Annotated in this window: 23 protein-coding genes; 4 read left to right on the top strand and 19 right to left on the bottom strand. The window is 40.0% G+C overall.

What is annotated here, in order from left to right; all coding sequences use genetic code 11:
* Window positions 1-615, top strand: a complete 615-nt coding sequence (locus AAC000_RS08085; RefSeq protein WP_339721671.1) for a DUF4956 domain-containing protein — start codon at window positions 1-3, stop codon at window positions 613-615.
* Window positions 612-1,700: a porin gene (locus AAC000_RS08080; RefSeq protein WP_339721669.1), complete on the top strand. Its 1,089-nt coding sequence runs from the start codon at window positions 612-614 to the stop codon at window positions 1,698-1,700. Before AAC000_RS08085 ends, AAC000_RS08080 begins: the two co-directional genes overlap by 4 nt.
* 117 nt (window positions 1,701-1,817) lie before the next feature.
* On the opposite strand, the gene AAC000_RS08075 is transcribed toward AAC000_RS08080, so the two are convergent.
* Window positions 1,818-2,663, bottom strand: a complete 846-nt coding sequence (locus AAC000_RS08075; RefSeq protein ID WP_339721667.1) for a DUF2306 domain-containing protein — start codon at window positions 2,661-2,663, stop codon at window positions 1,818-1,820.
* A gap of 176 nt (window positions 2,664-2,839) precedes the next feature.
* On the opposite strand from AAC000_RS08075, the gene AAC000_RS08070 reads away from it, so the two are divergent.
* Complete coding sequence (locus AAC000_RS08070; RefSeq protein ID WP_339721665.1) at window positions 2,840-3,997, top strand: helix-turn-helix transcriptional regulator; 1,158 nt, start codon at window positions 2,840-2,842, stop codon at window positions 3,995-3,997.
* Window positions 3,998-4,030: 33 nt separating this feature from the next.
* On the opposite strand, the gene AAC000_RS08065 is transcribed toward AAC000_RS08070, so the two are convergent.
* Window positions 4,031-4,462 carry a thioesterase family protein gene (locus tag AAC000_RS08065; protein WP_339721663.1) on the bottom strand — a complete coding sequence of 144 codons (432 nt, stop codon included), beginning with the start codon at window positions 4,460-4,462 and terminating at the stop codon, window positions 4,031-4,033.
* A gap of 213 nt (window positions 4,463-4,675) precedes the next feature.
* Between AAC000_RS08065 and AAC000_RS08060 the strand changes: the two genes are divergently transcribed.
* A complete protein-coding gene (locus AAC000_RS08060; RefSeq protein WP_339721661.1) occupies window positions 4,676-5,275 on the top strand; it encodes a Yip1 family protein in 600 nt (199 codons plus the stop codon).
* Window positions 5,276-5,374: 99 nt separating this feature from the next.
* Here the strand turns inward: AAC000_RS08060 and purF are convergent, their stop codons facing one another.
* The 17 genes from purF to AAC000_RS07975 all read right to left on the bottom strand — a co-directional run bounded on the left by purF (window position 5,375) and on the right by AAC000_RS07975 (window position 23,074).
* Window positions 5,375-6,892, bottom strand: a complete 1,518-nt coding sequence (gene purF, locus AAC000_RS08055) for an amidophosphoribosyltransferase (RefSeq protein WP_339721659.1) — start codon at window positions 6,890-6,892, stop codon at window positions 5,375-5,377.
* A gap of 13 nt (window positions 6,893-6,905) precedes the next feature.
* Complete coding sequence (locus AAC000_RS08050; protein ID WP_339721658.1) at window positions 6,906-7,394, bottom strand: CvpA family protein; 489 nt, start codon at window positions 7,392-7,394, stop codon at window positions 6,906-6,908.
* 159 nt (window positions 7,395-7,553) lie between these two features.
* Window positions 7,554-8,219: an SPOR domain-containing protein gene (locus AAC000_RS08045; RefSeq protein WP_339721656.1), complete on the bottom strand. Its 666-nt coding sequence runs from the start codon at window positions 8,217-8,219 to the stop codon at window positions 7,554-7,556.
* 1 nt (window position 8,220) lies between these two features.
* Window positions 8,221-9,513, bottom strand: a complete 1,293-nt coding sequence (gene folC / locus AAC000_RS08040) for a bifunctional tetrahydrofolate synthase/dihydrofolate synthase (protein ID WP_339721655.1) — start codon at window positions 9,511-9,513, stop codon at window positions 8,221-8,223.
* A 3-nt stretch (window positions 9,514-9,516) separates the two neighbouring features.
* Entirely contained in the window at window positions 9,517-10,365 is an 849-nt protein-coding gene (accD, locus tag AAC000_RS08035; RefSeq protein ID WP_339721654.1) for an acetyl-CoA carboxylase, carboxyltransferase subunit beta, read from the bottom strand.
* Between the two features lie 150 nt (window positions 10,366-10,515).
* A complete protein-coding gene (gene truA, locus AAC000_RS08030; protein ID WP_339721652.1) occupies window positions 10,516-11,304 on the bottom strand; it encodes a tRNA pseudouridine(38-40) synthase TruA in 789 nt (262 codons plus the stop codon).
* A gap of 115 nt (window positions 11,305-11,419) precedes the next feature.
* Window positions 11,420-12,766 (bottom strand): sigma 54-interacting transcriptional regulator, encoded by a 1,347-nt coding sequence (locus AAC000_RS08025; protein ID WP_339721650.1) that lies wholly within the window; start codon window positions 12,764-12,766, stop codon window positions 11,420-11,422.
* Window positions 12,763-13,371: a hypothetical protein gene (locus tag AAC000_RS08020; protein WP_339721648.1), complete on the bottom strand. Its 609-nt coding sequence runs from the start codon at window positions 13,369-13,371 to the stop codon at window positions 12,763-12,765. The genes AAC000_RS08025 and AAC000_RS08020 overlap by 4 nt, the downstream gene beginning before the upstream one ends.
* The gene (locus tag AAC000_RS08015) at window positions 13,368-14,774 is read right to left on the bottom strand and encodes a HAMP domain-containing sensor histidine kinase (protein ID WP_339721646.1); all 1,407 of its coding nucleotides are present in this window, start codon (window positions 14,772-14,774) and stop codon (window positions 13,368-13,370) included. Before AAC000_RS08015 ends, AAC000_RS08020 begins: the two co-directional genes overlap by 4 nt.
* An 87-nt stretch (window positions 14,775-14,861) precedes the next feature.
* Window positions 14,862-15,146, bottom strand: coding sequence for a hypothetical protein (locus AAC000_RS08010; protein WP_339721644.1), 285 nt, complete (start codon window positions 15,144-15,146; stop codon window positions 14,862-14,864).
* 482 nt (window positions 15,147-15,628) lie between these two features.
* The gene (locus tag AAC000_RS08005; RefSeq protein WP_339721642.1) at window positions 15,629-16,069 is read right to left on the bottom strand and encodes a TerB family tellurite resistance protein; all 441 of its coding nucleotides are present in this window, start codon (window positions 16,067-16,069) and stop codon (window positions 15,629-15,631) included.
* A 6-nt stretch (window positions 16,070-16,075) separates the two neighbouring features.
* A complete protein-coding gene (locus AAC000_RS08000) occupies window positions 16,076-17,101 on the bottom strand; it encodes an NAD(P)-binding protein (RefSeq protein ID WP_339721640.1) in 1,026 nt (341 codons plus the stop codon).
* Window positions 17,098-18,153 (bottom strand): ABC transporter ATP-binding protein, encoded by a 1,056-nt coding sequence (locus tag AAC000_RS07995; protein WP_339721638.1) that lies wholly within the window; start codon window positions 18,151-18,153, stop codon window positions 17,098-17,100. The genes AAC000_RS08000 and AAC000_RS07995 overlap by 4 nt, the downstream gene beginning before the upstream one ends.
* Before the next feature lie 7 nt (window positions 18,154-18,160).
* On the bottom strand, window positions 18,161-19,825 hold the full coding sequence (locus AAC000_RS07990; protein ID WP_339721636.1) for an iron ABC transporter permease: 1,665 nt from the start codon (window positions 19,823-19,825) through the stop codon (window positions 18,161-18,163).
* A gap of 42 nt (window positions 19,826-19,867) precedes the next feature.
* Window positions 19,868-20,881 (bottom strand): Fe(3+) ABC transporter substrate-binding protein, encoded by a 1,014-nt coding sequence (locus AAC000_RS07985; protein ID WP_339721634.1) that lies wholly within the window; start codon window positions 20,879-20,881, stop codon window positions 19,868-19,870.
* Between the two features lie 79 nt (window positions 20,882-20,960).
* Complete coding sequence (locus AAC000_RS07980; protein WP_339721632.1) at window positions 20,961-21,413, bottom strand: GNAT family N-acetyltransferase; 453 nt, start codon at window positions 21,411-21,413, stop codon at window positions 20,961-20,963.
* A gap of 14 nt (window positions 21,414-21,427) precedes the next feature.
* Complete coding sequence (locus tag AAC000_RS07975; RefSeq protein ID WP_339721631.1) at window positions 21,428-23,074, bottom strand: fused response regulator/phosphatase; 1,647 nt, start codon at window positions 23,072-23,074, stop codon at window positions 21,428-21,430.
* Between the last annotated feature and the right edge of the window lie 8 nt (window positions 23,075-23,082).

Raw genomic sequence — 23,082 nt, 5'->3', positions numbered from 1 at the left:
ATGACCGAACTAGACTTTGCTTTTATTTTAAAACTTTTTATCAACATTATTTCTATCGCTACTTTATGTTATGGCTGTTATTACCGCCTGAACAAAAACTCCAATGTAGCTGGCTCATTTTTATTATTTGGTGTGGGTATTTTTATCATTACCAACTTATTACATGGCGTAGATATGTCCATGGAATTTGCCTTCGGCTTATTCGCCGTTTTTACCATGTTAAGGTATCGAACAGACGCCATTTCAATCAAAGAAATGACCTACCTTTTTCTGGTCACCGCCATAGCGTTATTAACTGCAGTCAGTCGTTTAGATATTGTTGAATTATTGGCACTCAATGGCCTAATTTGTTTCATTGCTTTTATAGTCGACACTCGATTTTTGCGCAGCCCTTACAGTACGCAAAGTATCTCCTATGAACGTATCAACAACATTAAGCCTGAAAACAGCGTAAGTTTAATTGAAGACCTGCGTAACAGAACAGGTCTCCATGTAGTGTCAGTGGAAATAATGCACATAGATTTTTTAAAGGATACCGTTGAACTCAATGTGAAATACCTCCCTAAAAAAACTGAAAGCTACGCCTGCGAAATTCCGTCAGAGTCAATTTTATGAGACTAAACACCTCCCCATTATTATGCGCGTTAATAGGCTTTACCAGTCTAGCGGCTATGTCTAACGCTACGTCTAACGACTACCCTAGCTTTAGCTACAGTGGCAATGTGAGATTAAATTACGACCAGTTTGATGGGCTTTTTCTAGAGGCTTCAGAAGAAGCTGATGATATATTCGAAGTTAACCGTGTTCGTTTAAGTTTACGGTCCGATTTAAGTTCTGATTGGTCAGCCAAGCTGAAGTTTGATGTACAAGATGGTTTTGAATTAAAAGACGCTTACCTCAAATATACGGCTTGGGATTGGGCCAATATCACTATTGGCAAACAAAAAGAGCCTTTTGGTTTGGAAAAACTTATGAGTTCCAAAAACCTATCCTTTATTGAACGCAGCATGATGAGCGGCGCAATATCGCCCTCTCGCACCTATGGCGTCAATCTTTCTGGTACGCAAGACTCAGTTAATTGGCAACTAGGTTATTTTCAGGACGACAATGCAGAAAAAGGCAATGCAGTAACAGGTCGCCTTACTTGGGCACCTTGGTATATTAACAGAAACCTGATCCACCTTGGCGCAGCGTATAGCCAACGCAGTCTACATGGCGAAAGTTATCGAATAAATGAAACCTTGGAAGTCAACGGCTCAGATTCACTTATTGAAGGAGACAAAATTAGTGCCGATTCTATGACCCAATCTGGAATCGAGTTTATGTGGCAATACAATGGTCTAGTCAATATGGCAGAGTGGCAGCAATCCAATGTTAGCGCCGTCGATGGCAGCGAATATAGTTATGAAGGCGGCTACTATCAAGTGAGTTATTTGTTTTCTGGAAAAAATCGCAAGTACAAAAATGGCATGCTTGGCAACGTAAAGACCCAAAATGACTGGGAGGTATCTTTACGCTATAGCCAATTAAAATTACACCAAGAAAACAGCCAAGCCAAAGTGTTGTCATTAGGGGTTAACTACTTGTTCGACAATGACCTTAAATTTATGGCAAATTTCCGCAACGCAGATTACCTTGATGAAGGCATAGATTTAGGCTCAGGTAATGCATTGTCATTAAGAGTGATATATCAGTTTTAATTGACATAAAAAGTGAGACTTAATTCAAAGCAAATATAAACACTAATGTGTGTCTCACAACCCAGCCTGCATTCACATTTGCAGCAAGCAGGCTAGATTGTGAGCTTATTATAGATACTAAAGGGCGAGAGCAATTCTAGGTATCCACATAACCAATATGGCAGCTAAAACACCCACTAAAGTGATTAACATGCCTATGGTCATGAGTAATACAACCATCCAAATACGCGCCGCCTGCTTTTGCCTTTTTGCCCAAAAATAACTTTCAGCAATCAACATTGGGATCCCATAACAAGCAAAAGATAAAAAGATATCCGTTGGGCCATCTATATTAGCTGTATTACCATTAGGACCTTGATTCGCCATATACCATGCCATTAAATATAACCTGAAAAACCATACCCCATTCACTAATATAAAAGCATGAATTGCCCAGCGCATATGTAAATCAAACTGTCTTGCTCTGGCGTAACGCCATGCAAAACCCACTGCAACAACAATTAATATGCCATTCAAAGTAATCCCCAAAGCCCCTACATCACTGAGGCGAGCACCACGTATCCAAGTCAGATATAGACCTGATATTGCTCCCATCAGTCCTAACGTTAAGAACATTCGGCCGTTCCAGCGATGCACAGCAGCAAACTTTCTACGCACAATAGGGACTAACTGAATAATGCCGCCTACACTGAGTAACGCAGCCGGAATAACATGTGAAAATAACGCGGCATTACCAAAGTGATCGCCTTTTACATAACCAATTATTGGTTGACTCAAGTTAACCAACTCTAAATCTCCCGTGACTATTGGAAACACGTAAATAACAAAAACATAAGTGCCAAAAAACCATTGCCCTATTAAGGCTATGACGACCCAAGTACTGACACTGATTTGTAGAAATTGCTTAGCACTTTGTACGGCGCTAATGGAAACAGCCAAAGAATTAGTGGTTGTACTATTCATTAATTTACCTGTGAAGTTTAAATACAAGGTTTAACAATGGGCAAAGTGAGCAGTTGAGTCGCACCGAATTTCAAATTCGGCGCATAAAATGATAGAAATATTGAGAAACATTTCTTCTTTTTATAATAATCGGTCACAGGCTAGTATAGAGAGATGTTATTAAGGAGTACGTTGCCTTGGAATTCTTAAACATCCATAGCGCTTTGTTAGCGGTTAGTTTAAGCACTTTATTACTGCAGCTTTTAGTGCGTCAAAAACAAACCATTCATATAGTGTTCGCTATTTTTTGTGGCTCGATTGCAATGTTTGCCGCCAAACAAATGGGTGATGAGCAAATGGGCGTGTATAAATATTTAATAGGTATGGGAGCATGTGCCACCTGCAACGGTTTTTGGCTTGTGGCTAGGGCTTTATTTCGAGAATCCAATCCTATTTCTACGAAACACATTCTAATTGCAGGTGGTTTAGCTTTTCTGCTAATCGCTGGTCAAGGACTTGGATTGATACAAAGTATAAACCAAAGTGAGTGGGCGGTTTTACAACAAAGTAGAGTCGCACTATATGAGATAGTAAACTTACTTTCTTCGTGTTTGCTAGTGTTAGCAGCATGGGAGGGCTGCAGAGGATTGTCAAAAGCTCAAGGTCAGCAACTATGGCAACGATTGCTATTTCTAGGTAGTTATTGCTCAGCCGTTCTCGCTTGTACTGTTCTCGCCAATTTCGCGAGTACTCCAGAATCAATGGCTGAATTCAGTAAAGTGATCGCAACAATTTGTGCGATTCAAATCATCATTGTGACTCAAATCATTATCTATTGGCGCTTTCATCGCAAAATTGCGCTAAGCCATGCTATTTCACCGCTTTCTTTAAAAGACTCGGCCCCTAAACAAACCAACCTTTGTGCAAGCAACAACATGGCCGATAACGAAGCAGATCACTTATTAGCCAAACAAATACAACAAGTGTTAGAGCAAGAACGTTTGTACCTGCAGGCAAACCTTAAAGTCGCTGATATAGCGAGGCATTTAAATGTTTCAGAATATAGGATAAGCCGAATATTTCGTCACCATTTTAATGCACGAAACTTCAACCAGTTTATAAATGAAAAGCGTATCAGTCACGCTAAGAAGCTATTGAAGAAAACTGAAAATATACACTGGCCAATACTAGTAGTGGGGTTAGAAAGTGGATTTGCTTCAGTGGGGCCTTTTACCCGCGCCTTTAAATCGATTTGTGACATGACTCCAAATCAATACAGAATGTTACATCAATCGTGCGGCCGCAATTTACCTGCCACTAGCACAACAAAAAATTCTCAAATGACTTCGGCATAACTATGCTTAAAGGTGGTCAATTAACAAATAGCCTTAAGTGGGTATGACAGCAGATAGCATGGCCTCACGCAAACGTCCTTGGATTGGTGTGGGCTTATGGGTGTCTCGGTCTACAAAAACATGAGTTAGACAACCTACCGCTGATGCATTCTCTTGATTTTCTTTAAAAATAGCGACGACATATTCGACTGAACTGTTACCTATCTTATCAACACGCAGTGCACCTATTAACTTTTGTGGATAAGACACAGGACTTATATAACTGCAGCTAGATTTTACGATAAACCCAATTTGCTGACTTTTTTGCGGCACAAAATCACCTTGCTCAATGAGAAACTGATTAATAACAGTGTCAAAATATGAATAATAATTAACATTATTCACATGACCAAACATGTCGTTATCCATCCACCTTGTAGTGATTGGATAATAAAATACAAAATTACGCTTTGATTGCCCGTCCATCACTCACCACACCGAATTTTCAACAGTTTCATCTATACTTAATATTTAACCATAGTTTTAACATCACGGGTTAATCTTTGGTGAAGATCAAAAAGCTCACATATCTGATAAAAAGGTTGACGCTTGCAACTTACTCACACACAATAAATGTTAATTATATGTATATATTTGATTAACAAAACGTATTTTTAACCACAGAAGAGACCGAATTGTATGATTTTAAATCACCTATGGGGTTTATATACACACCCAAAAGAAGAGTGGCATTCAATTGACGAGCGTCATGAAAGTTATTTTTATAGCTTAAGCCATATCGCGATCATTTCTTTAATACCCGTATTGATGAGTTATTATTCAGCCGCTCATCTTGGCTGGAGCATAGGTGTAGGCGACATCATTAAGTTAACCCCTAATAGTGCTATGCTCATGAGTGTTGGTATGTATTTTGGTCTAATGATAGGTGTGATTGCCTTGGCTATATTAATTCATGAGTTAGCCAAAGCATTCGATTCATCTCCTACTTATACTCAATCTCTTGAACTGGCTGCTTATACTGCCACACCTTTGTTCATGGTTGGTTTTGCGGCATTCTATCCTGTGCTGTGGTTTGTGATGTTTATTGGCCTAATTGGCTTGACCTATTCGGTTTATTTACTCTACGCGGGTACCCCAATATTAATGCATATTCCAGAAGAAAAAGGGTTTATTTATGCAAGTACTGTGGTCACATGTGGACTGGTATTACTCGCAATATTAATGGCGGCATCAGTAATATTGTGGAGTATGGGAATGGGACCTGTTTACGTGGGATAACATCTTTGATGCCTACACAAAAAAGCCACGGTTTGAGTCAAACCGTGGCTTTTTTTATGGTTAAGCGTTTTTGTACTCAACTAGACTCGGGTAATCGCTCTAATTTTGACTCATATTATGCATTTCTAAATTATTCAACTCAGCCTGCACACCCTCGTTTTTTGTCCCTTCGTTGCGCATGTTGTCGATTCGCTGCAAATACGCATTGTCTATATCTGCGGTAATGTAATTGCCATCAAATACTGACGTTTCAAACCGTTTGATCTCAGGATTTAACTCACGCACTGCATCAATCAAGTCAGAAATGTCTTGAAAAATCAAACCATCAGCACGGATCAAATCGCTAATTTGTTCAATCTCACGACCATAGGCAATCAGTTCGTTAGCCGATGGCATATCAATTCCATATACATTCGGAAAACGAATTTCAGGAGCAGCAGAAGCAAAGTAAACCTTCTTAGCGCCCGACTCTCGTGCCATTTCAATAATTTGCTCTGAGGTTGTTCCCCTTACTATTGAATCATCAACCAAAAGTACACTTTTATCTTTAAATTCTGAAGGAATAGCATTCAGTTTACGGCGCACCGACTTACGGCGCATGGTTTGCCCGGGCATAATAAAGGTACGCCCAATATAGCGATTTTTAACAAACCCTTGACGATAAGGTCTATCTAACTCGAGGGCAATTTGTAATGCCACATCAGTGGACGTTTCTGGAATTGGAATGACCACATCGATATCGATATCTGCCCATTCTTTGGCTATTTTTTGCCCCAATTTACGGCCCATATTCACTCTTGAGGCATACACTGAAATACCATCGATAAAAGAATCTGGTCGCGCAAAATAAACAAACTCAAATATACAGGGAGCATTAATAGGTTGATGAGCACATTGTTGGGTATGTAACTCCCCTGACTCAGTTACATAAATCGCTTCGCCGGGCGCCACATCTCGAATAAAGGTAAAACCAACCGCATCTAGCGCCACACTTTCAGAGGCCACCATATACTCATTACCGAACTCGGTTTTGCGTTTACCTAAGGCCAATGGACGGATCCCAAATGGGTCTCGAAATGCCAACATACCATTACCAATAATTGCCGCTACAACCGCATAGGCACCACGAATTTTTGAATGTACTTTGGAGACTGCTTTAAACACTTCATCAGGCGTTAAATGCAAGCCTTCACAATTTTGTAATTCGTGAGCAATAATGTTTAACAACAGCTCTGAATCAGAAGTGGTGTTAATGTGTCTTCTGGCGACTTTCGATACTTCATCTTGTAGCTCATGGGCGTTAGTTAAATTACCATTGTGAGCAAATGCTATCCCGTAGGGTGAGTTAACATAAAAAGGCTGTGCTTCTGCCGAACTCGAACTGCCAGCAGTTGGATAACGTACGTGACCTATACCAAATTGCCCCGTTAGCCTCTTCATATGGCGAGTATGAAACACATCCCTCACTAGGCCATTATCTTTCCGTAGGTGAATAACATCATTATCTACAGTTACTATACCAGCAGCGTCTTGACCTCTATGCTGGAGCACAGTCAGGGCATCATATAAAGCTTGATTGACTGGGCTTTTACCCACTATTCCAACAATACCACACATGCGATTTACCTTTTTAAACGGGCTTTATAAAACTTGAGTTATTTTGCAAGTATTCAAAAAACCACTCTATGATTAAACTAAATTCTGGAATAAGTACTGACGTTCCCCACCATGCTGATGACGAAAATGGGGTAAAAGTATCTAAGAAAAATAACAAGGCGCTGACCACTAATATACCGCGCAAGGCACCAAAGACTAACCCTAACGCGCGATCTGTTCCGGTCAGCCCTGTAAACTGTACCAACTGGGAAATAAGATAATTGACTAAGCCACCAATGATCAAAGTCGCGATAAATAGTATAGCGATGGCGACACCATTACGTATCATCAAATCATCAAGTTTAGTCAGATAAACGGCAAGATCTTCATAAAACTGACTAGCAATAAAAAACCCACTGAACCAAATCGCCAATGAGATCGCTTCCTTTACAAAGCCTCTAATTAAGCTGATAACGGCAGAAAACAAAATAACAACCAGTATGGCGTAGTCAATCCAATTCATAAGACTCGTTTTTTACCGCTTAAATGGCGTGATGTTAAGCTGTTTTAGCCTTTTTAACATAACGGAATTAAAATCGCGCGCATTCTATCAAAATGGCTGGCGAAAATCCTGAAAATTTTCGTAGAAAATAGAACCATTCAACACTGCCTGCAGACACAATTATTGAACTGTGAAAGGGGTCACCCTACCCTGTAATTGAGTTAATTCTTTAAGGTGGGAAAGTGCGTTATCTAAATTACTTTTTTGCAAATCGGGACCAACAAAGACTTTTGTTAAAGTGCCAGAGTTAGTCTTTACTGGACGGCTAAATGCACGATAGCCCGCTTTTTCTAGGCGATTTAACAGCTCTTGCACATTCTTCTGATGGCGAAAGCTGCCTAATTGCACCACCCAACCAGCGCTCGCTAACAAGGTATCAACATCTTGCTCAACCACAGTTTGTTGCTGCAAACTGCTGACCTTAGGTACTGCTTTTACAACTTCTTCCTTAACCGCAACTGATTTTTCTTCTTCATAAATATCAGCCACTTGAACATCTTCGGTGCGGCTTTCAAGTTTTGTATCAGCAGATTTGTTTGCGCTGGGACTATCATCCAATGCTTGTTCTGAAATGACTTCAACTTTACGGGTCGCCGCCTCTTCCACTTTATCAGTATCAAACGGAGCGGGAGATTTTACCGTTTTCATTGCCGGTTTTTGTGGCAATTCAACAAATAAGTTACGTTTTGATTCTTGTTTCCCGTCCAACAAATCAGGTAAAAAAATCACTACTATAGCAACAACTATGGCGGTTCCTACCAAACGGTTTTGTAATGCGGATGACACTCTACGACACCTTTTCGTTAGGGGGTAACAACCCCATTTTTAATACATTTGTGACTGTAAAAAAAGAACCAAATACGATCACTAGATCTTCCTTATCAGCCTTTTCTAATGCAGATGTATATGCAATTTCAACTGAGTCATAGTCTAACACTTTTTGCCCAGAGGGTAATACAGCAGCCACCAATGTACTTGCTTTTGCCCCTCTAGGTACATCTAAACTAGCACAATACCAAGTCGATACAATGGGCAACATTGGAGCAAGTGTGGCATGGATATCTTTGTCAGCTAACATGGCCACAACCCCGATAACACTGCGGTATTGCATGTTTTTAATATCACTAGCCAGTAGCCGAGTCGCTTGGGGATTATGTGCGACATCCAAGATGACCTTAGGACTGTTTTGAATAATTTGTCTTCGTCCAGGCAAACTGGTTTGCTCAAAGACTTGGGCCATTAACGTGTTATCTAACTGCAAATCCAAAATTTCAATGACTTGCAACGCTGTAGATGCATTTTGAGCGGGAATATGAGGCAAAGGTAAACTGTCAAAACGACAATTAGCGCCTTGCCAATGAAATCCCTTAGCATCTGTTTGAAAGTAAAAATCTTTACCTTGCCATAAAGGTGTAACTTGGTATTTCAAAGTGGCTTCAAGCAATGTAGAGGGCGGGTTAGGCTCGCCAATTACAGCTGGAATATTAGCTCGAAAAATACCTGCTTTTTCAATTGCTATTAATTCTCTAGTATTACCAAGCCAATCTTGATGGTCTAAATCGATACTAGTGATCACAGCTATATTGGGGTCAATAATATTAATTGCATCCAATCGCCCACCTAAACCAACTTCTAATATTAAATACTTGGCGTTCGAATCTGCCATAAGCTGAAGTGCCGCCAATGTTCCAAACTCAAAATAGGTAAGAGAAATATCGCCCCGTGCCTGCTCTATTTTTAAAAACGCCTGACAATGGGCTTTTTCAGGCAACATAGCGCCTGCGACTCTAACGCGTTCACGGTAATCTAATAGATGTGGTGAGCTAAATACAGCGACTGACTGTTGTGAGGTTAAAACGGCTTGTTCAATTAAAGCACAGGTAGTGCCTTTACCATTAGTACCGGCAACAGTGACAATAACTCGCTGACTGAGGTCAAGCTGTAATTTAGCAAAAACCTTAGCAACTCGTTCTAAGCCTAATTCAATATTACTTGGATGAATCTGCTCAAGATAAATCAACCATTGGTCTAGGCACCAAGCCTCTTGGTCAGACGCTTGGTGTGTTGAGATAGGTGACATTAATTAATGATGTTGATGGTGCAGTTTTGACAATAAACTAAATAATTTATCACGCATTTCACGGCGATCAACAATGATGTCAATTGCGCCTTTTTCTAACAAAAATTCGCTGCGTTGAAAACCTTCAGGAAGGGTTTCACGAACAGTTTGTTCAATCACTCTTGGGCCAGCAAATCCGATCAAGGCTTTAGGCTCAGCAACGTTCACATCACCCAACATAGCCAAACTCGCTGAGACTCCGCCCATAGTGGGATCGGTCAGTACAGAAATATACGGCAAGCCTTTTTCACTCATCTTGGCTAATGCCGCACTGGTTTTAGCCATCTGCATCAGTGACAAAAGCGCTTCTTGCATACGTGCCCCACCACTAGTTGAGAAACACACCAGCGGCATATTAAGTTCCAAACAAGCATTCACTGCTTTGACAAATCTAGCGCCCACCACCGATGCCATTGAGCCGCCCATAAAAGCAAATTCAAAAGCAGCGACCACTACAGGCATACCGTTCAACTTACCTTGCATTACCACTAACGCGTCTTTTTCATTAGTGGCTTTTTGAGCACTAACCAATCTATCTTTGTATTTTTTCGAGTCTTTAAATTTGAGTAAATCTTGCGGCTCTAAATCTGCGCCTAATTCTACTCTTTCACCTTTGTCTAAAAAGTGATTGATGCGCGCTCGAGCACCAATACGCATGTGATGGTCACATTTAGGGCAAACACCTAATTGTTTTTCTAATTCTGTTTTATACAGTACGGCGGCACATTCACCACATTTAGTCCAAATTCCCTCTGGCACATTACTCTTAGTCGATGACTTAGTGCGCGGTAGTATTTTTTCAATCCAACTCATATAAAATCCTGTTATGCAATTTGCCAAACTTAACAAATTGACAATATTCAACGGTTTGTTTAGTGCCCGTTTTAAGCCTTATAGGCCGAAAGAAAGACTATTAAATCACATCATGCATACATCACGAAATCAAAACTGGTCTTAGAAGTATCAATCAGGTAAAAATAATGGTCCTAATGGTGTTTTAGGCAATTCAAATTGTTCAGGGTACGTCACATGTACCAAATATAACCCATTGGGCTTAGCAGTGGCAGCTGCTTTAGTGCGATCTTTCTCTTGCAGCAGGGTTTTTATCCACGATACGGGCTTTTCCTTGCTGCCCACTTTCACTAATGATCCGGTAATATTGCGCACCATATGATGCAAAAATGCATTTGCAGTTACATCAATCATAATGAAATCACCAAATCGAGTCACATTAATACGACTCATATTCCGCACTGGGGTGTTCGCCTGACAATTCACCGCTCTAAATGCACTAAAATCATGTCGCCCTACCAAGTGCTGCGCTGCTTGATGCATCAATTCATGATCAAGATAACCACTATGGATATGGGTCACCCCTTTAGGAAGAATACTATTACGCAAGCGATGATTATAAATGATATACCGGTATCGTCTTGCCGTTGCAGAAAAACGCGCATGAAACTCATCGTCCATGCTTTTTACCCACTTCACTGCAATCGATTTAGGTAAAAATCGATTCATACCAATAGTCCAAGCACGATCAGGGCGCTGGCTATTGGTGTCAAAATGTACCACTTGGCAAGTAGCATGCACCCCAGCGTCGGTTCGTCCAGCACAAGTTACATTGATAGCTTCATTGGCTATTTTAGCTAACGCCTCTTCGACGTGCTGCTGCACGCTTGCTACCGTTTGTTGACGCTGCCAACCATGGTAAAGCGCGCCGTTATATTCAATGCCTAGGGCTAATCGCATTCGTCTAATTTTGCCATTCAAAAAATTCGCGGTATTGTAAGGAACTTAGATGTAAATAACAGAGGTTTTTAGTTAAACCTGATTAATGTTTCAATTTAATGATGCATTAAACTGGTTAATCCGGCTTAAAATCTGACGAATGCAGGTCATGCTTTTTCATTAGCTTATGCATATCGGTACGATTTCTACCTGCTAACTCTGCTGCTCTTGTCACATTACCGTCTGTCATTTTAAGTAATTTTAATAAATACTTTTGCTCAAAGGCATCTCTTGCTTCCGTTAAGGTTGGCCATTTTTGCTCTGAAGCCGACAAGGCTTGTTCAACTAGATGAGAAGCGACAACAGGTGTTTGCGTCAAAGCAACACATTGCTCTACTACGTTGACAAGTTGTCTGACGTTACCTGGCCATAAACAAGTGGTTAATAATTGCATTGCATCATCAGAAAATCGACTAACCTTAACTTGATGACGTTCTGCACTGCTTTTTAACAAGTGCCGCGCCAAAAGCGGAATATCTTCAGATCGCTCTCTTAAAGTGGGTAAGGTAATATTCACCACATTCAGCCGGTAATATAAATCTTCTCTAAAGTTTCCTTCTTGCATTTCCTTACTAAGGTTTTTATGGGTAGCCGAAATAATTCTTACATCAATAGGGATCTGTTTACTACTACCAACAGGACGAATGGTTTGCTCTTGAAGGGCCCTGAGTAATTTGACCTGAAGTGATACTGGCATATCGCCAATTTCATCCAAAAATAACGTCCCCCCATCCGCTTCTCTAAACAAGCCCTGATGCTCATTGACCGCGCCTGTAAAAGAGCCTTTAGCATGACCAAAAAGTTCAGACTCAAGCAAGTTTTCTGGTAACGCCCCACAATTAATTGCTACAAAAGCCTTGTCCGCTCTTTTACTGGCTTTATGAATAGCACTGGCTAACAGCTCCTTCCCTGTGCCACTTGCACCACTAATTAAAACACTGACGTCACGCTTAGCTACACGATAAGCTTGATCAAGAAGCTGCTCCATGTGCATCGAACGAGTAATGATCTTTTCACACCATAATCCCCTTTGTGCTCCTTGACTTTGACTCACTGCTTTTTCCATTAAACTGCGCAATTCATCATGATCTATAGGTTTAGTCAAAAATCCAAACACACCTCTTTGGGTTGCTTCAACCGCGTCTTGGATAGTCCCATGTGCCGTCATCAATATGACGGGTACGTCCTTTCTAAGTGCCATTATTTCTTCAAAAAGGCTTAGACCGTCTAATCCCGGCATACGTAAATCACTTAGCACCACATCAAAGTTTTGGGAATTGATCAGCTTTAATGCCTCTTTGCCCCCACCTGCACTTTGAACATTATATCCTTCCCCTTTTAACCTGATGGTCATTAAGCGTAGTAAACTTTCGTCATCATCCACCAACAACACATTGGGATCTGATACATTCGACTGACTCATTCTTTTTCCTCTTCGATACTTTCCATAATTGACGCTTCAATGTTAAGCAACTGGTCAATTTGACTTTGTTGTTTTTTTAACTGTATTTGTTGTTCTTCAATATTGAACGATTGATGTGTATTAATTTTACTCAAAGTCACCAAAGCAGACTCCATTTCCAACAAGTCCTGACTAGGGTAATAGAGTGCCACAGTAATAAAACGGCGCATCCGTTGACTTAACTTAGGTAAAATTAATTCCACCCAACCTTGTGCTCTTAATCTCGCTTGATAGGGTGTGCTTTTGCCCTGGCTAAGAAATACCTTTTTCAAAACATCAACGTCTTGGTCTGATAAAGCCTCTATTTGGCTTTTACGTTCTGGCCAAGGCATATCTTCAATCTGATACCAATATTGCAACCAATATTCTATTTTACAGTTATTCTCGTCCGAAGAGACTTCCCACACACAAATAGGCTGTTCTTCTTTTGATTCTGCTAACTCTGCTGACTCTGTTGATGCTTCAGTGTCTTTTGTCATTGTTTCGGGTGAGTTTAAAACTGGCAACAACTCACAACTGCTAAACAAAATGAAGGCGCTAAACAGGATTATTAATTTCAAATTCATATACTCGCTTCTTTACATGGGATACAGACACGCACACACACGTCAGCATAATCTACCTCAACAAATTCAGCCTTTCCAAACATCATTCTGGCACAATCAGCCACTATGGATAATCCAAGTCCTGAGCCTGTTACTCTATCATTTCGTACGCCTTCACCACGACTAAAAGGTTGAAATAACACATTACGTTGCTCAGCAGCAACTTTCTGCCCTCGATTCGCAAAATCTAGGACTTGCATGTCACCTTGTTGATAGAGTTTTATACTAATGGGTCGACCTTTACTGCCATGAGCAATGGCATTAGACACCAGATTATCCAATATTCTCCTAAACAACTTTTTATCAGCGAAAATACTAGGTAGATCAATTTGCATATCAATTTGGTTGTCATGTTGTTTAATTGCTAAACTGTTTTCGGTCACAAATTCTTCAAAAAAACTTTCAGTCCTAATCTTCGAAAATACAGGTTTAGCTTGTTGCAACAATAAATTGTAATCAAGCAACTGCACAATCAGTAAATTTAACCTGTCAGTACTGCTGTTTAAAAGTGATAACACTTCTTCTTGATCTGCATTCAAAGGCCCCACAACTTGCTCAGTTAACAAAGAGCAGCCTTCTTTGATACTTGCCAATGGCGTTTTTAACTCATGGGAGGCATGACGCAACAATGCATGGCGTAAATTTTCCAATTGAATTAAACGACCTGCTAATCGATGCAATTTCTGCTCTAGTACAATTAACTCCTTTGGACCAGAAGTGGAAATAGCAGGTAAGGTATTTTCTTGGCGAGAAATGGCAGTGATCACCCGCTCAAGTCTTGAAACTGGTTTTAATATGGCTTTGGAACCTAGCGCAATGAGTAAAAAAGACGTCCCTAATAACCAAGCCGTTAACCAAAATTGTGTTTGTTGCACTGAGCTTACATAAATTTGTTGATCTTGGATCCTCTTATCCAGACTGCTATCAACCTGTGTCGCTAAATCATATAAATTTTGCTTAAACTCAGCTAATTGAGCGTCTAGCAGTAATTGGTCTTCCGTACCTGAATACTGTTTAATCCACACAACACGTTCAGTTAAACTGCTACAATTTTGTTTTTCTAAAAGTTGTTCACATACAGGTAATTGGTATTCAGAAAATCGTTGAGTTGATTTTTCAATCAGTGGTTTCAACGCGTCCTTTTTAACAATATGGTACTGGCGCACCAGCCGCTCAATATCCACCGCCAAACCTTCCATCCTACTCACTCGGCGAACAGTATTGACTGAGTATTCAGCTTCATTTGTGGCAATTTGCGCAATTTCGCTTAACTTAACTTGGCTGTAGCCAACCAATAATGCCAAGGGCACAAGAACAACGACAAAACTAACCAATGTTAGTTGCCGCAATGAGCCTAGTTGCATGGCAACTCCCATTAATTTTTTCATTTTATCGAGTTGTCAGCATAATAAAAAAAGATCGAACAAGTCGATCTTTTCTCATAATATTTTCTAAATTCTTTTTTCAGATTTATGATTATTTTTGTCTTTGACTAAGATCACTTCTGTTTTCGCCAACTCAATTGAACTAATTTTTCCATCGCCATTGGTATCAATTTTTCCAAATGAGGCGAGAACAGCCGGGTTTGCAACCGCTTCTTTAATTGTAATTTGCCCGTCTTTATCCAAATCAAGCTTTTCTATCAGTTCACCATCCGCCCATGCTGATACAGTAATAAACATCTGAACTATAGTGACTAGACTCAAAAACGAAATAATATAATTGGTCTTTTTCATATCATTACCATCCTTTGCTAATGCAATATGCGATTTGATAAACACTCAGAAAAATTATCAAACCAATTAAAAATAAGGCATCCATGCCAACAATAACGCGAAATTTTATTCGCATTAAGGCTATAAGTACTAATTAGTTGCAAACGCCATTGCAGCCAATAATAAACAATAACGCACCTATATCCTTCACCACATTCACAATCCATTAATAACACTCGAGGAACCAGTCGAGAGGAATGTGATTACTAACGGACTTATTACACAGTTCGTGCCAACAATATATTTCTTATATAATTCAAACAGTTAAAGTAAATTACGGGTTTAATTTAAGAAAACACAACAAATCCCACCACAAAATGTCGCAAATTTGAGACACTCATGTTATCAAGATTAATTATGTATATGAAATCATACAGTTAGCGCGTCTATTATTTAAGACACCATCAAAAATGCGACTAAATTCAGCAATAGTAAGACAGAAATTATTTTTTGTTTGAAAGCTTACTCTGAATAAATTGGCTGTGAGGTATGTACAATAAATCCGCTATTTTTCTGATGGTGTATTCTTCATGGGGACTTAATTCGTGATCAGCGTAAGCCAAAGACCACAAAGAATCAATTACCGCCCTCTTTTCCGTGAGTCCATATGATTCATTGATAACACTAGTAAATTGCTGATAGTCAGTTGCGTCGTCTGCATGTGACTGGCTCAATTCACAAAGCGTGTTGAGTTCCTCACCTGTCAAAGAAAAGTGCTTTTCAAGTTGTTTACGATAGTTATCATGTTCTAGTTGCTCAAACTTATTGTCAGCACGCATAACTTCATATAATAAAACCGCAGTGGCCAATTCGATAGTATGTTGGCTATTGTTGGTATCTGCTTGTATATGACTTTTAAACCATTCTTGAATACTTGAAATCATTGTATTTTACACACCTGTTTTAATTAATTGACTCAATGCTAAAGACCCTTCGTAGGCGGACTCAATAGAAGCACCAAAACTCCAATCCCCCCCAACATAAACACCAAGTTCATGGTTAGACAATATACCTAAAGGTTTTTGCCCAGCGCTGGGTCTGGCATACCGCCAGTAATGCCCGTAGGTATTCGACACGGCTTTATCAGGTAAATCAAAGAATTCGCATAACCCCTTTGTGGCAATAGAGATAGCCTGGTCTCTTTCCTGACTTCCTAAGCTATCTGATAACTTATTGCTAAGCTGGGCAATCCAAATTTCGCTTTTTTGGTCTGTTTGTGACGTAACAACTAGTGGCCGTTGAGGTTTGCCAGAATCCCGCACTAGGGTCTGGATAGGGTGATTTTTCAGATAAATCAAATCAACGTCAGTAGCAACTAATCGCTCTAATTTTACCGCTATCGACCAACAACTGGTCCATGATTGTGAAAAATTTGGCAGCCTTAGAGACAACTCAGATTGTTCAATTATTGCCTGACTTTGGGGCCAAGGGGCGGTGACGACCACTTTATCAAACCACTCTGTCTGCCACGCATCATTTAGTTTTAGTTGCCATCCTTTACCAACACAGTAACGTATTTGGCTTATTAAGCTATTTGTGTGTAAGTGAGAGTTTCGCGCCCAATGACGACATGCAGCGTTCATTTTTTCATTAAAAACGTAATACTCTCTGTCACTGATAAAACGTTCCAAGGCATGTTTATTACCCTTTATTTGATCTGCAACATATACATTTTGTGGCCATTTACTAGCAAGGTTTTGATTACACAGTTGTTGCATAAAATTTGCAAATTCGACTTTTAGTGCGGGAACAATAGTCGCCCCTATATCACACTGCCCAAAATCGGTTTGTTTGGTACTCGCTCTGCCTCCACAGCCACGAGACTTCTCGAAAATACTCACATCTAGGTTTTCAGAATCAAGGGCGTTTGCTAATAAACACCCTGTTATTCCGGCTCCTACAATGGCAATTTTCATATCATGTCACCGTTATCTGAAAACACTATCAGATGTTCTAAGTCTAAACGTATGCCTATCAATTCGTTCATTTGGTGATCATGATGACTAGGCGCTAAGCACAATACCCGCGCATGATTTACCTGTTGTAATTCTAGTTGATACAAAATATGTGAGCCCTGAAAAGACCTATCAACAATCTTGGCTAAATTTTCACTTTTATCATCATGTATGATGTCGTCTGGACGAACCAAAAACATCACTTTATCACCTTGCTTAAAACCACTGTCAGGATGAATAGGGAAAATACCTAAACCACTGTTTAGTTTATTGTTGTTATCGATAGTAGCAGACAAGAATACGCCGTCCCCCACAAAAGAAGCCACAAAGCGGTTTACTGGTCGATGATAAAGCGCGTATGCATCTGACCACTGTAATAAACGGCCTTTATTCATCACACCTATCACATCGGCCATTGCAAAGGCTTCATGTTGATCATGTGTCACCATAAGCGCAGTGGTTTTTTCGTGTTTCAAAATAGCTCGCAACTCTTTAGCAAGCTCATCTCTTAATTCTGCGTCCAAACTAGAAAAAGGCTCATCTAATAATAATAAATCAGGTTTAGATGCCATTGCTCTCGCCAAGGCAACACGCTGCTGTTGACCTCCTGACAAAGCATGGGGATACCTGCTGCCATACCCCGGAAGTCCTACAAGTTGCAGCAACTCTGTTACTCGCTGATGTTTTTGTACGCTGTTTTGTTGTTGTAAACCAAAGGCAATATTTTGTGCAACCGTTAAATGTGGAAACAAAGCATAATCTTGAAACACTACAGCTATGTGGCGTTTTTCAGGTTCAAGGTGCTTATTCTTAGCAGCAACCAATTGATCACGTAAGCTGATTTGCCCGTCCTTTAACTTTTCAAAACCAGCGATAGCACGTAAAACAGAGGTTTTACCACATCCAGATGGACCTAATAAACAACCTATTTGCCCAGCAGATAATTCAAAGGTCACCTGTTGCACGGCTTTTACGTTTTGGTAACCAACAGAGACATGATTGAGACTTAACATAAGCGCCTTATTTGACTGGTGAACTGAGTTGGTTGGGTCTATCCATTAACATAGTCAATAAAATAACCGGTAATATACCTACACTCACTATAGCGAGAGCAGGCAAAGCAGCGTCCATTAAACGTTCATCTGAAGCCAATTCAAATGCTTTTACCGCCAAGGTATTAAAATTAAACGGCCTTAATATTAAGGTCGCAGGGAGTTCTTTTAACACATCGACAAAGACTAATAACAAGGCACTTAAGACACTGGTTTTCATTAAAGGTACATGAATGCTTCTGAGAATTTGTAAAGGTTTGTACCCTAAAGACCGAGCAGCATCATCCATACTGGGTTTGACTCGAGCCAATCCCGTATCAACGTTATGCATAGCTACGGCGAGAAAGCGACTACTGTAAACCAAAATTAAGGCAAATAATGAACCTGAAAAGACTAAACCGACGCTAAAATCAAACCAAGTTTCAGTGAACAGATTAACTTTAATATCAATCCAACTTAGTGAAATCATCGCCCCTATCGCTATCACAGTACCCGGAATGGCATACCCTAGATTGACAATGCCGACTAAAATTCGAATGGGTTTAATGGGATTAAGGCGTTTTCCATATGCAAACAGCAGCGCTAACATCACAGCGGTAACCGCAGCGATTGCGGCCAAATAAAAACTATTCCACAATAATAACCAAAATTCACTGGTCACTTGTTTGGAGTAGGTTTTTAATGCCCAGAGAAACAATTGTAAAACAGGTAAAATAAAGCCTAAAAATACAGGGATCACACACATAAATGGCACCCAAAACGTTTTTCTACCCGTTAATTTTTGTCTCGTGACTTGTTGTGCTTTTTGACCTTGAAAATAATAGCGAATTTTGCGCCTAGATAGAAATTCAAGGATCAACAATAACACAACAAAACTGGTTAACATCGCCGCCAACTGTGCTGCTGCAAGGCCATTTCCCAATCCAAACCAAGTTCTAAATATCCCTGTCGTAAAAGTACTCAAGCCAAAGTATTGCACAGTACCATAATCAGCAAACGCTTCCATCATGGCCAACGCAGCCCCCATCAGAATAGCTGGGCGGGCTAAAGGTAAGACTACTTTAATTAGGTGTTGTCTGGAGGACACACCTAAACTTCGTGAGACTTCTTCAAGGCTGGCTGGTTGTTCACTAAACGCGGTTCTAGCTAACATATAAACGTAGGGATAAAGCACCAAAGACAACATAATGATCGCACCAGGTAAGGAGCGAACTTCAGGAAAATAATAATCCCCATATTGCCAGTTAAACGTTTCTCTGAGCAAGGTTTGTATTGGACCTGCAAAGTCCAATAATCCTGTGTACGTATAGGCAATAATGTAGGCTGGCATTGCCATGGGCAAAAGTATCAACCATTGCAGTTGTTTACGACCGGCAAACTCGTATCTTGCGATACACCAGGCTAAAACGGTGCCTATCACTATAACTATGACACCGACACCAAAAGCCAAGACCAGCGAATTAACAATATAATCAGTTAAAACAGTTGAATAAAGATGTTGCCATATTTCAGTTTGCGGGAAAAAAACACTGAAAAACACCAGGCCTATCGGTGCTGCAAGAATGAAACAGCCTAGTGCAATAGTAACTAACCAAAGATTGAACCGGCCAAAGAACCAGTTTATTTGTTTCATAAACAAACTTAAATTAATTCAAACTGATCACAACCAATACATTTACTTCCACCCAGCACGATCCATCATTTGCACTGCAGCCGAGTTCAATTCACCAAGTTTGCCTAAAGGCACTTGTTCGGTTTTGAAAGTGCCAAATGACTGCAGTAAATCACTCCAAGGGATAGCGGCCAAAACAGGGTATTCATGGTTCGTTTTTGCGTACCACATTTGAGACTCATCACTGAGTAAAAACTCTATTAACTTCACTGCAGCTACTTTGTTAGGTGCATTTTTAGCTAAGGCCACACCAGATATATTGATGTGGGCCCCTCGGTCACCTTGATTTGGCCAAACAACTTTTACCTTTTTACCTTGCTGTTTTGTAGTTTCATCTTCAGAACTCAACATGCCTGCTAGATAATAAGTATTAGCGATAGCCACATCACATAATCCTGAAGCCACCGCTTTAATTTGATCTCTGTCACCGCCTTGTGGAGGACGAGCAAAATTCTTAACAAGGCCATTAACCCACTCTTCAGTTGCAGATTCACCTTGTTGCGCAATTAACGAGGCCACCATAGACTGATTATAAATATTACTAGAACTGCGAATACAGATACGCCCTTTCCATTCTGGAGCGGTTAAATCTTCTAATTTAGTAATTGATTGCCCATTAACTCTTTCAGCCGACACCATTAAAGGTCTGGCTCGCAACGACAAACCTAACCAGTGTCCCTGCTCATCACGAAAATTATTAGGTAACTTAGAGATTGCCTCAGTTTCAGCTATTTCCTGAGTTAAACCTTGCTGTTTGGCGCGGTATAAGCGACCAACATCTGTGGTTAACAATAGATCTGCGGGGCTATATTTACCTTCACTTTTTAAGCGCGTAATTAAATTATCAGCATTACCCGTAACTAAATTGACTGAAATACCCGTTTGTTGAGTAAACTTATCTAATAAGGGTTTGATCAAAGCTTCTTTGCGCGCTGAATACAAGTTGACCTGTTCGGCCATAACCAATGGAGGTAATAAAGAGACGATAATAAACATACAAGTGATGATTTTTTTCAAGAGGCATTCCTACTTTCAAAAGGCAAAACAACGATAGAACTGGATGGTAATCTAATTGAGAATTATTCTCAATATCAATTTATTCTTCATACATCAAATAATGGCTTTCTTGCATACCCAAAGATTCATAAGTTTTCTGAGCAATACTATTTTCTTTTTCTACATATAACCTAAAACCGCACACGTCTTGTTGCTGCGCTGCTAAGGCTTTTACTTGAGCATATAACTGGCCGTAGATCCCTTGACGGCGATAGTCGGGAGTAATATACACACTCTGGATCCACCAAAATACCCCATTACGCCAATCACTCCACTCTGTGGTCACCATTAAACTGCCCACAACTTGGTCATTTTGTTCTGCCACTAAATAAAAACCTTTATTCTCATCAGAAACTAAGGCTGAGACCCCTTTAGACAGCGTGTCTTGGTCCAATTCTTTTTGTTCGGTTTCCCATGCCATTAATTGATTGAATTTCACTAATGCGCCAACATCACTATGCGTTGCAACGCGAATTTTGATCGTTTTTAACATTCTATACACCCTAGTTAAATTTTAAACACCACATCTACTGTGTTGCCTTTATTTGTATATTCCACAGATTCGCACAACTCTTTTACTAAGGAAATCCCGCGACCATAGCTTTTCTCTAAATTTTCAAGTTTTGACATAGGTTGCTGTTTAAAGCCTTTACCAGAATCTTTAATTTGAATGGCCAAGGCGTTTTCATCTGGTAAATATTCGGCGCTGATAACAATACTAGCCACTTCAAGGTTTGAAAGTTTTTCTTCACGCAACTTAAAGTAGGCAAAAAATCCTGAGTCTGATTGTTTTAATTCTGAATCAAGTTCTAAAACACCATGTTCAAGGGCATTATTGTAGAGCTCACTCAACACGGTAAAGAGTTCAGAATGAATACCAAATAAACTCAACTGGTTAGTGACAACACTCACTAAATCCACAACAGGATCAGTAGACTTGATATGCTTAGCATCCAATTCTATTACAATTTTAAGTGGAACTTTGGAAGCCACCCCCTTGTTTTTAACCTGTTCTAAAGGCTGGCTAGTGAAAATAATTAGGGTTACATCGTCCTTGCGCTGCATTGCGCCTAAATACTCTTTAGCGTTACTTATTATGCCCTCAACATTGATGTCGGGCTGAGCCTTTAACCAGCTTTCAAGGCCCTCACTTCCGAGCATTTCATATTGTTCATTTTCAAGCTCAACTATACCGTCACTAAAGGCCACCAACCTGTCACCAAATTGCATTTCATAACGTTCTACGTCTGCTTCAAATTCATGGTTTTCTAATATACCCAGAGCCATATGACGTGAATCAAAACGCTTGACTATTTTTCCGCTTGGATCTTGCAATAACAGGCTCGGCATTCCACCGTTCCAAATATCAAGCTGCTTCCCTGTGTTATTAATTTCCACAATTGCTGCGGCAAAAAACATATCATCTGGCAGCAACATTAATAGCGTCTGGTTTATGGTTTCAGCCATCTCCATTAATGAAAGTCCTTTTCTCGACATAGTTTGAAATGCCTGTGACACTGGCAGTGCACCAATCGCCGAGGCTAAACCATGACCAGTAAAATCTCCAATTAAAAAATACATTCCACCGGTTGGACTCGCACTCGCTATAAACAAATCACCATTAAAATCACTGGCTGGATTGAGGCAATAATCAAGGTATCGGGTAAAAGATTTATTAACAGACAACGCATTGGCAAAGATGTGTTCAACAATTTTATGTTCACGCTCTATCGCATTACGATAAAAGGTCAATTGTTTATTTTGCTCAAACGCTTTTTTACTGAGTAACCGAGTACGTGCATGGGCACGTATTTTTGCCGCCAATACAACCTTGTCAAAAGGTTTAGCGACAAAATCATCACCGCCTACTTCTAAACATCTAGCCAGTGTTTTTTCATCATCAAGGGCGGTGATAAAAATGATAGGTAAATAAATATCACCAGCCATTTTTTTTAGTTGTGTAGCAACTTCAAATCCATCCAATTCAGGCATCACTACATCAAGCAACACTAAGTCTGGATTGATTCGCTTTGCCAATTCAATAGCCACCCCTCCGTCCTCAGCTTCAAAGGTATCCAAATACCCTTGCTGCTCAAGCATATGTACTAGTAGGAATCGATTAAGGGTGTCGTCGTCTACAACCAGAATACGCATGACTATTT

It is taken from the genome of uncultured Paraglaciecola sp. (genome assembly GCF_963977085.1).
GTDB lineage: Bacteria > Pseudomonadota > Gammaproteobacteria > Enterobacterales > Alteromonadaceae > Paraglaciecola.
Note: the sequence above shows the minus strand (reverse complement) of the source record. Positions and strands in the feature narration are given on the sequence as shown.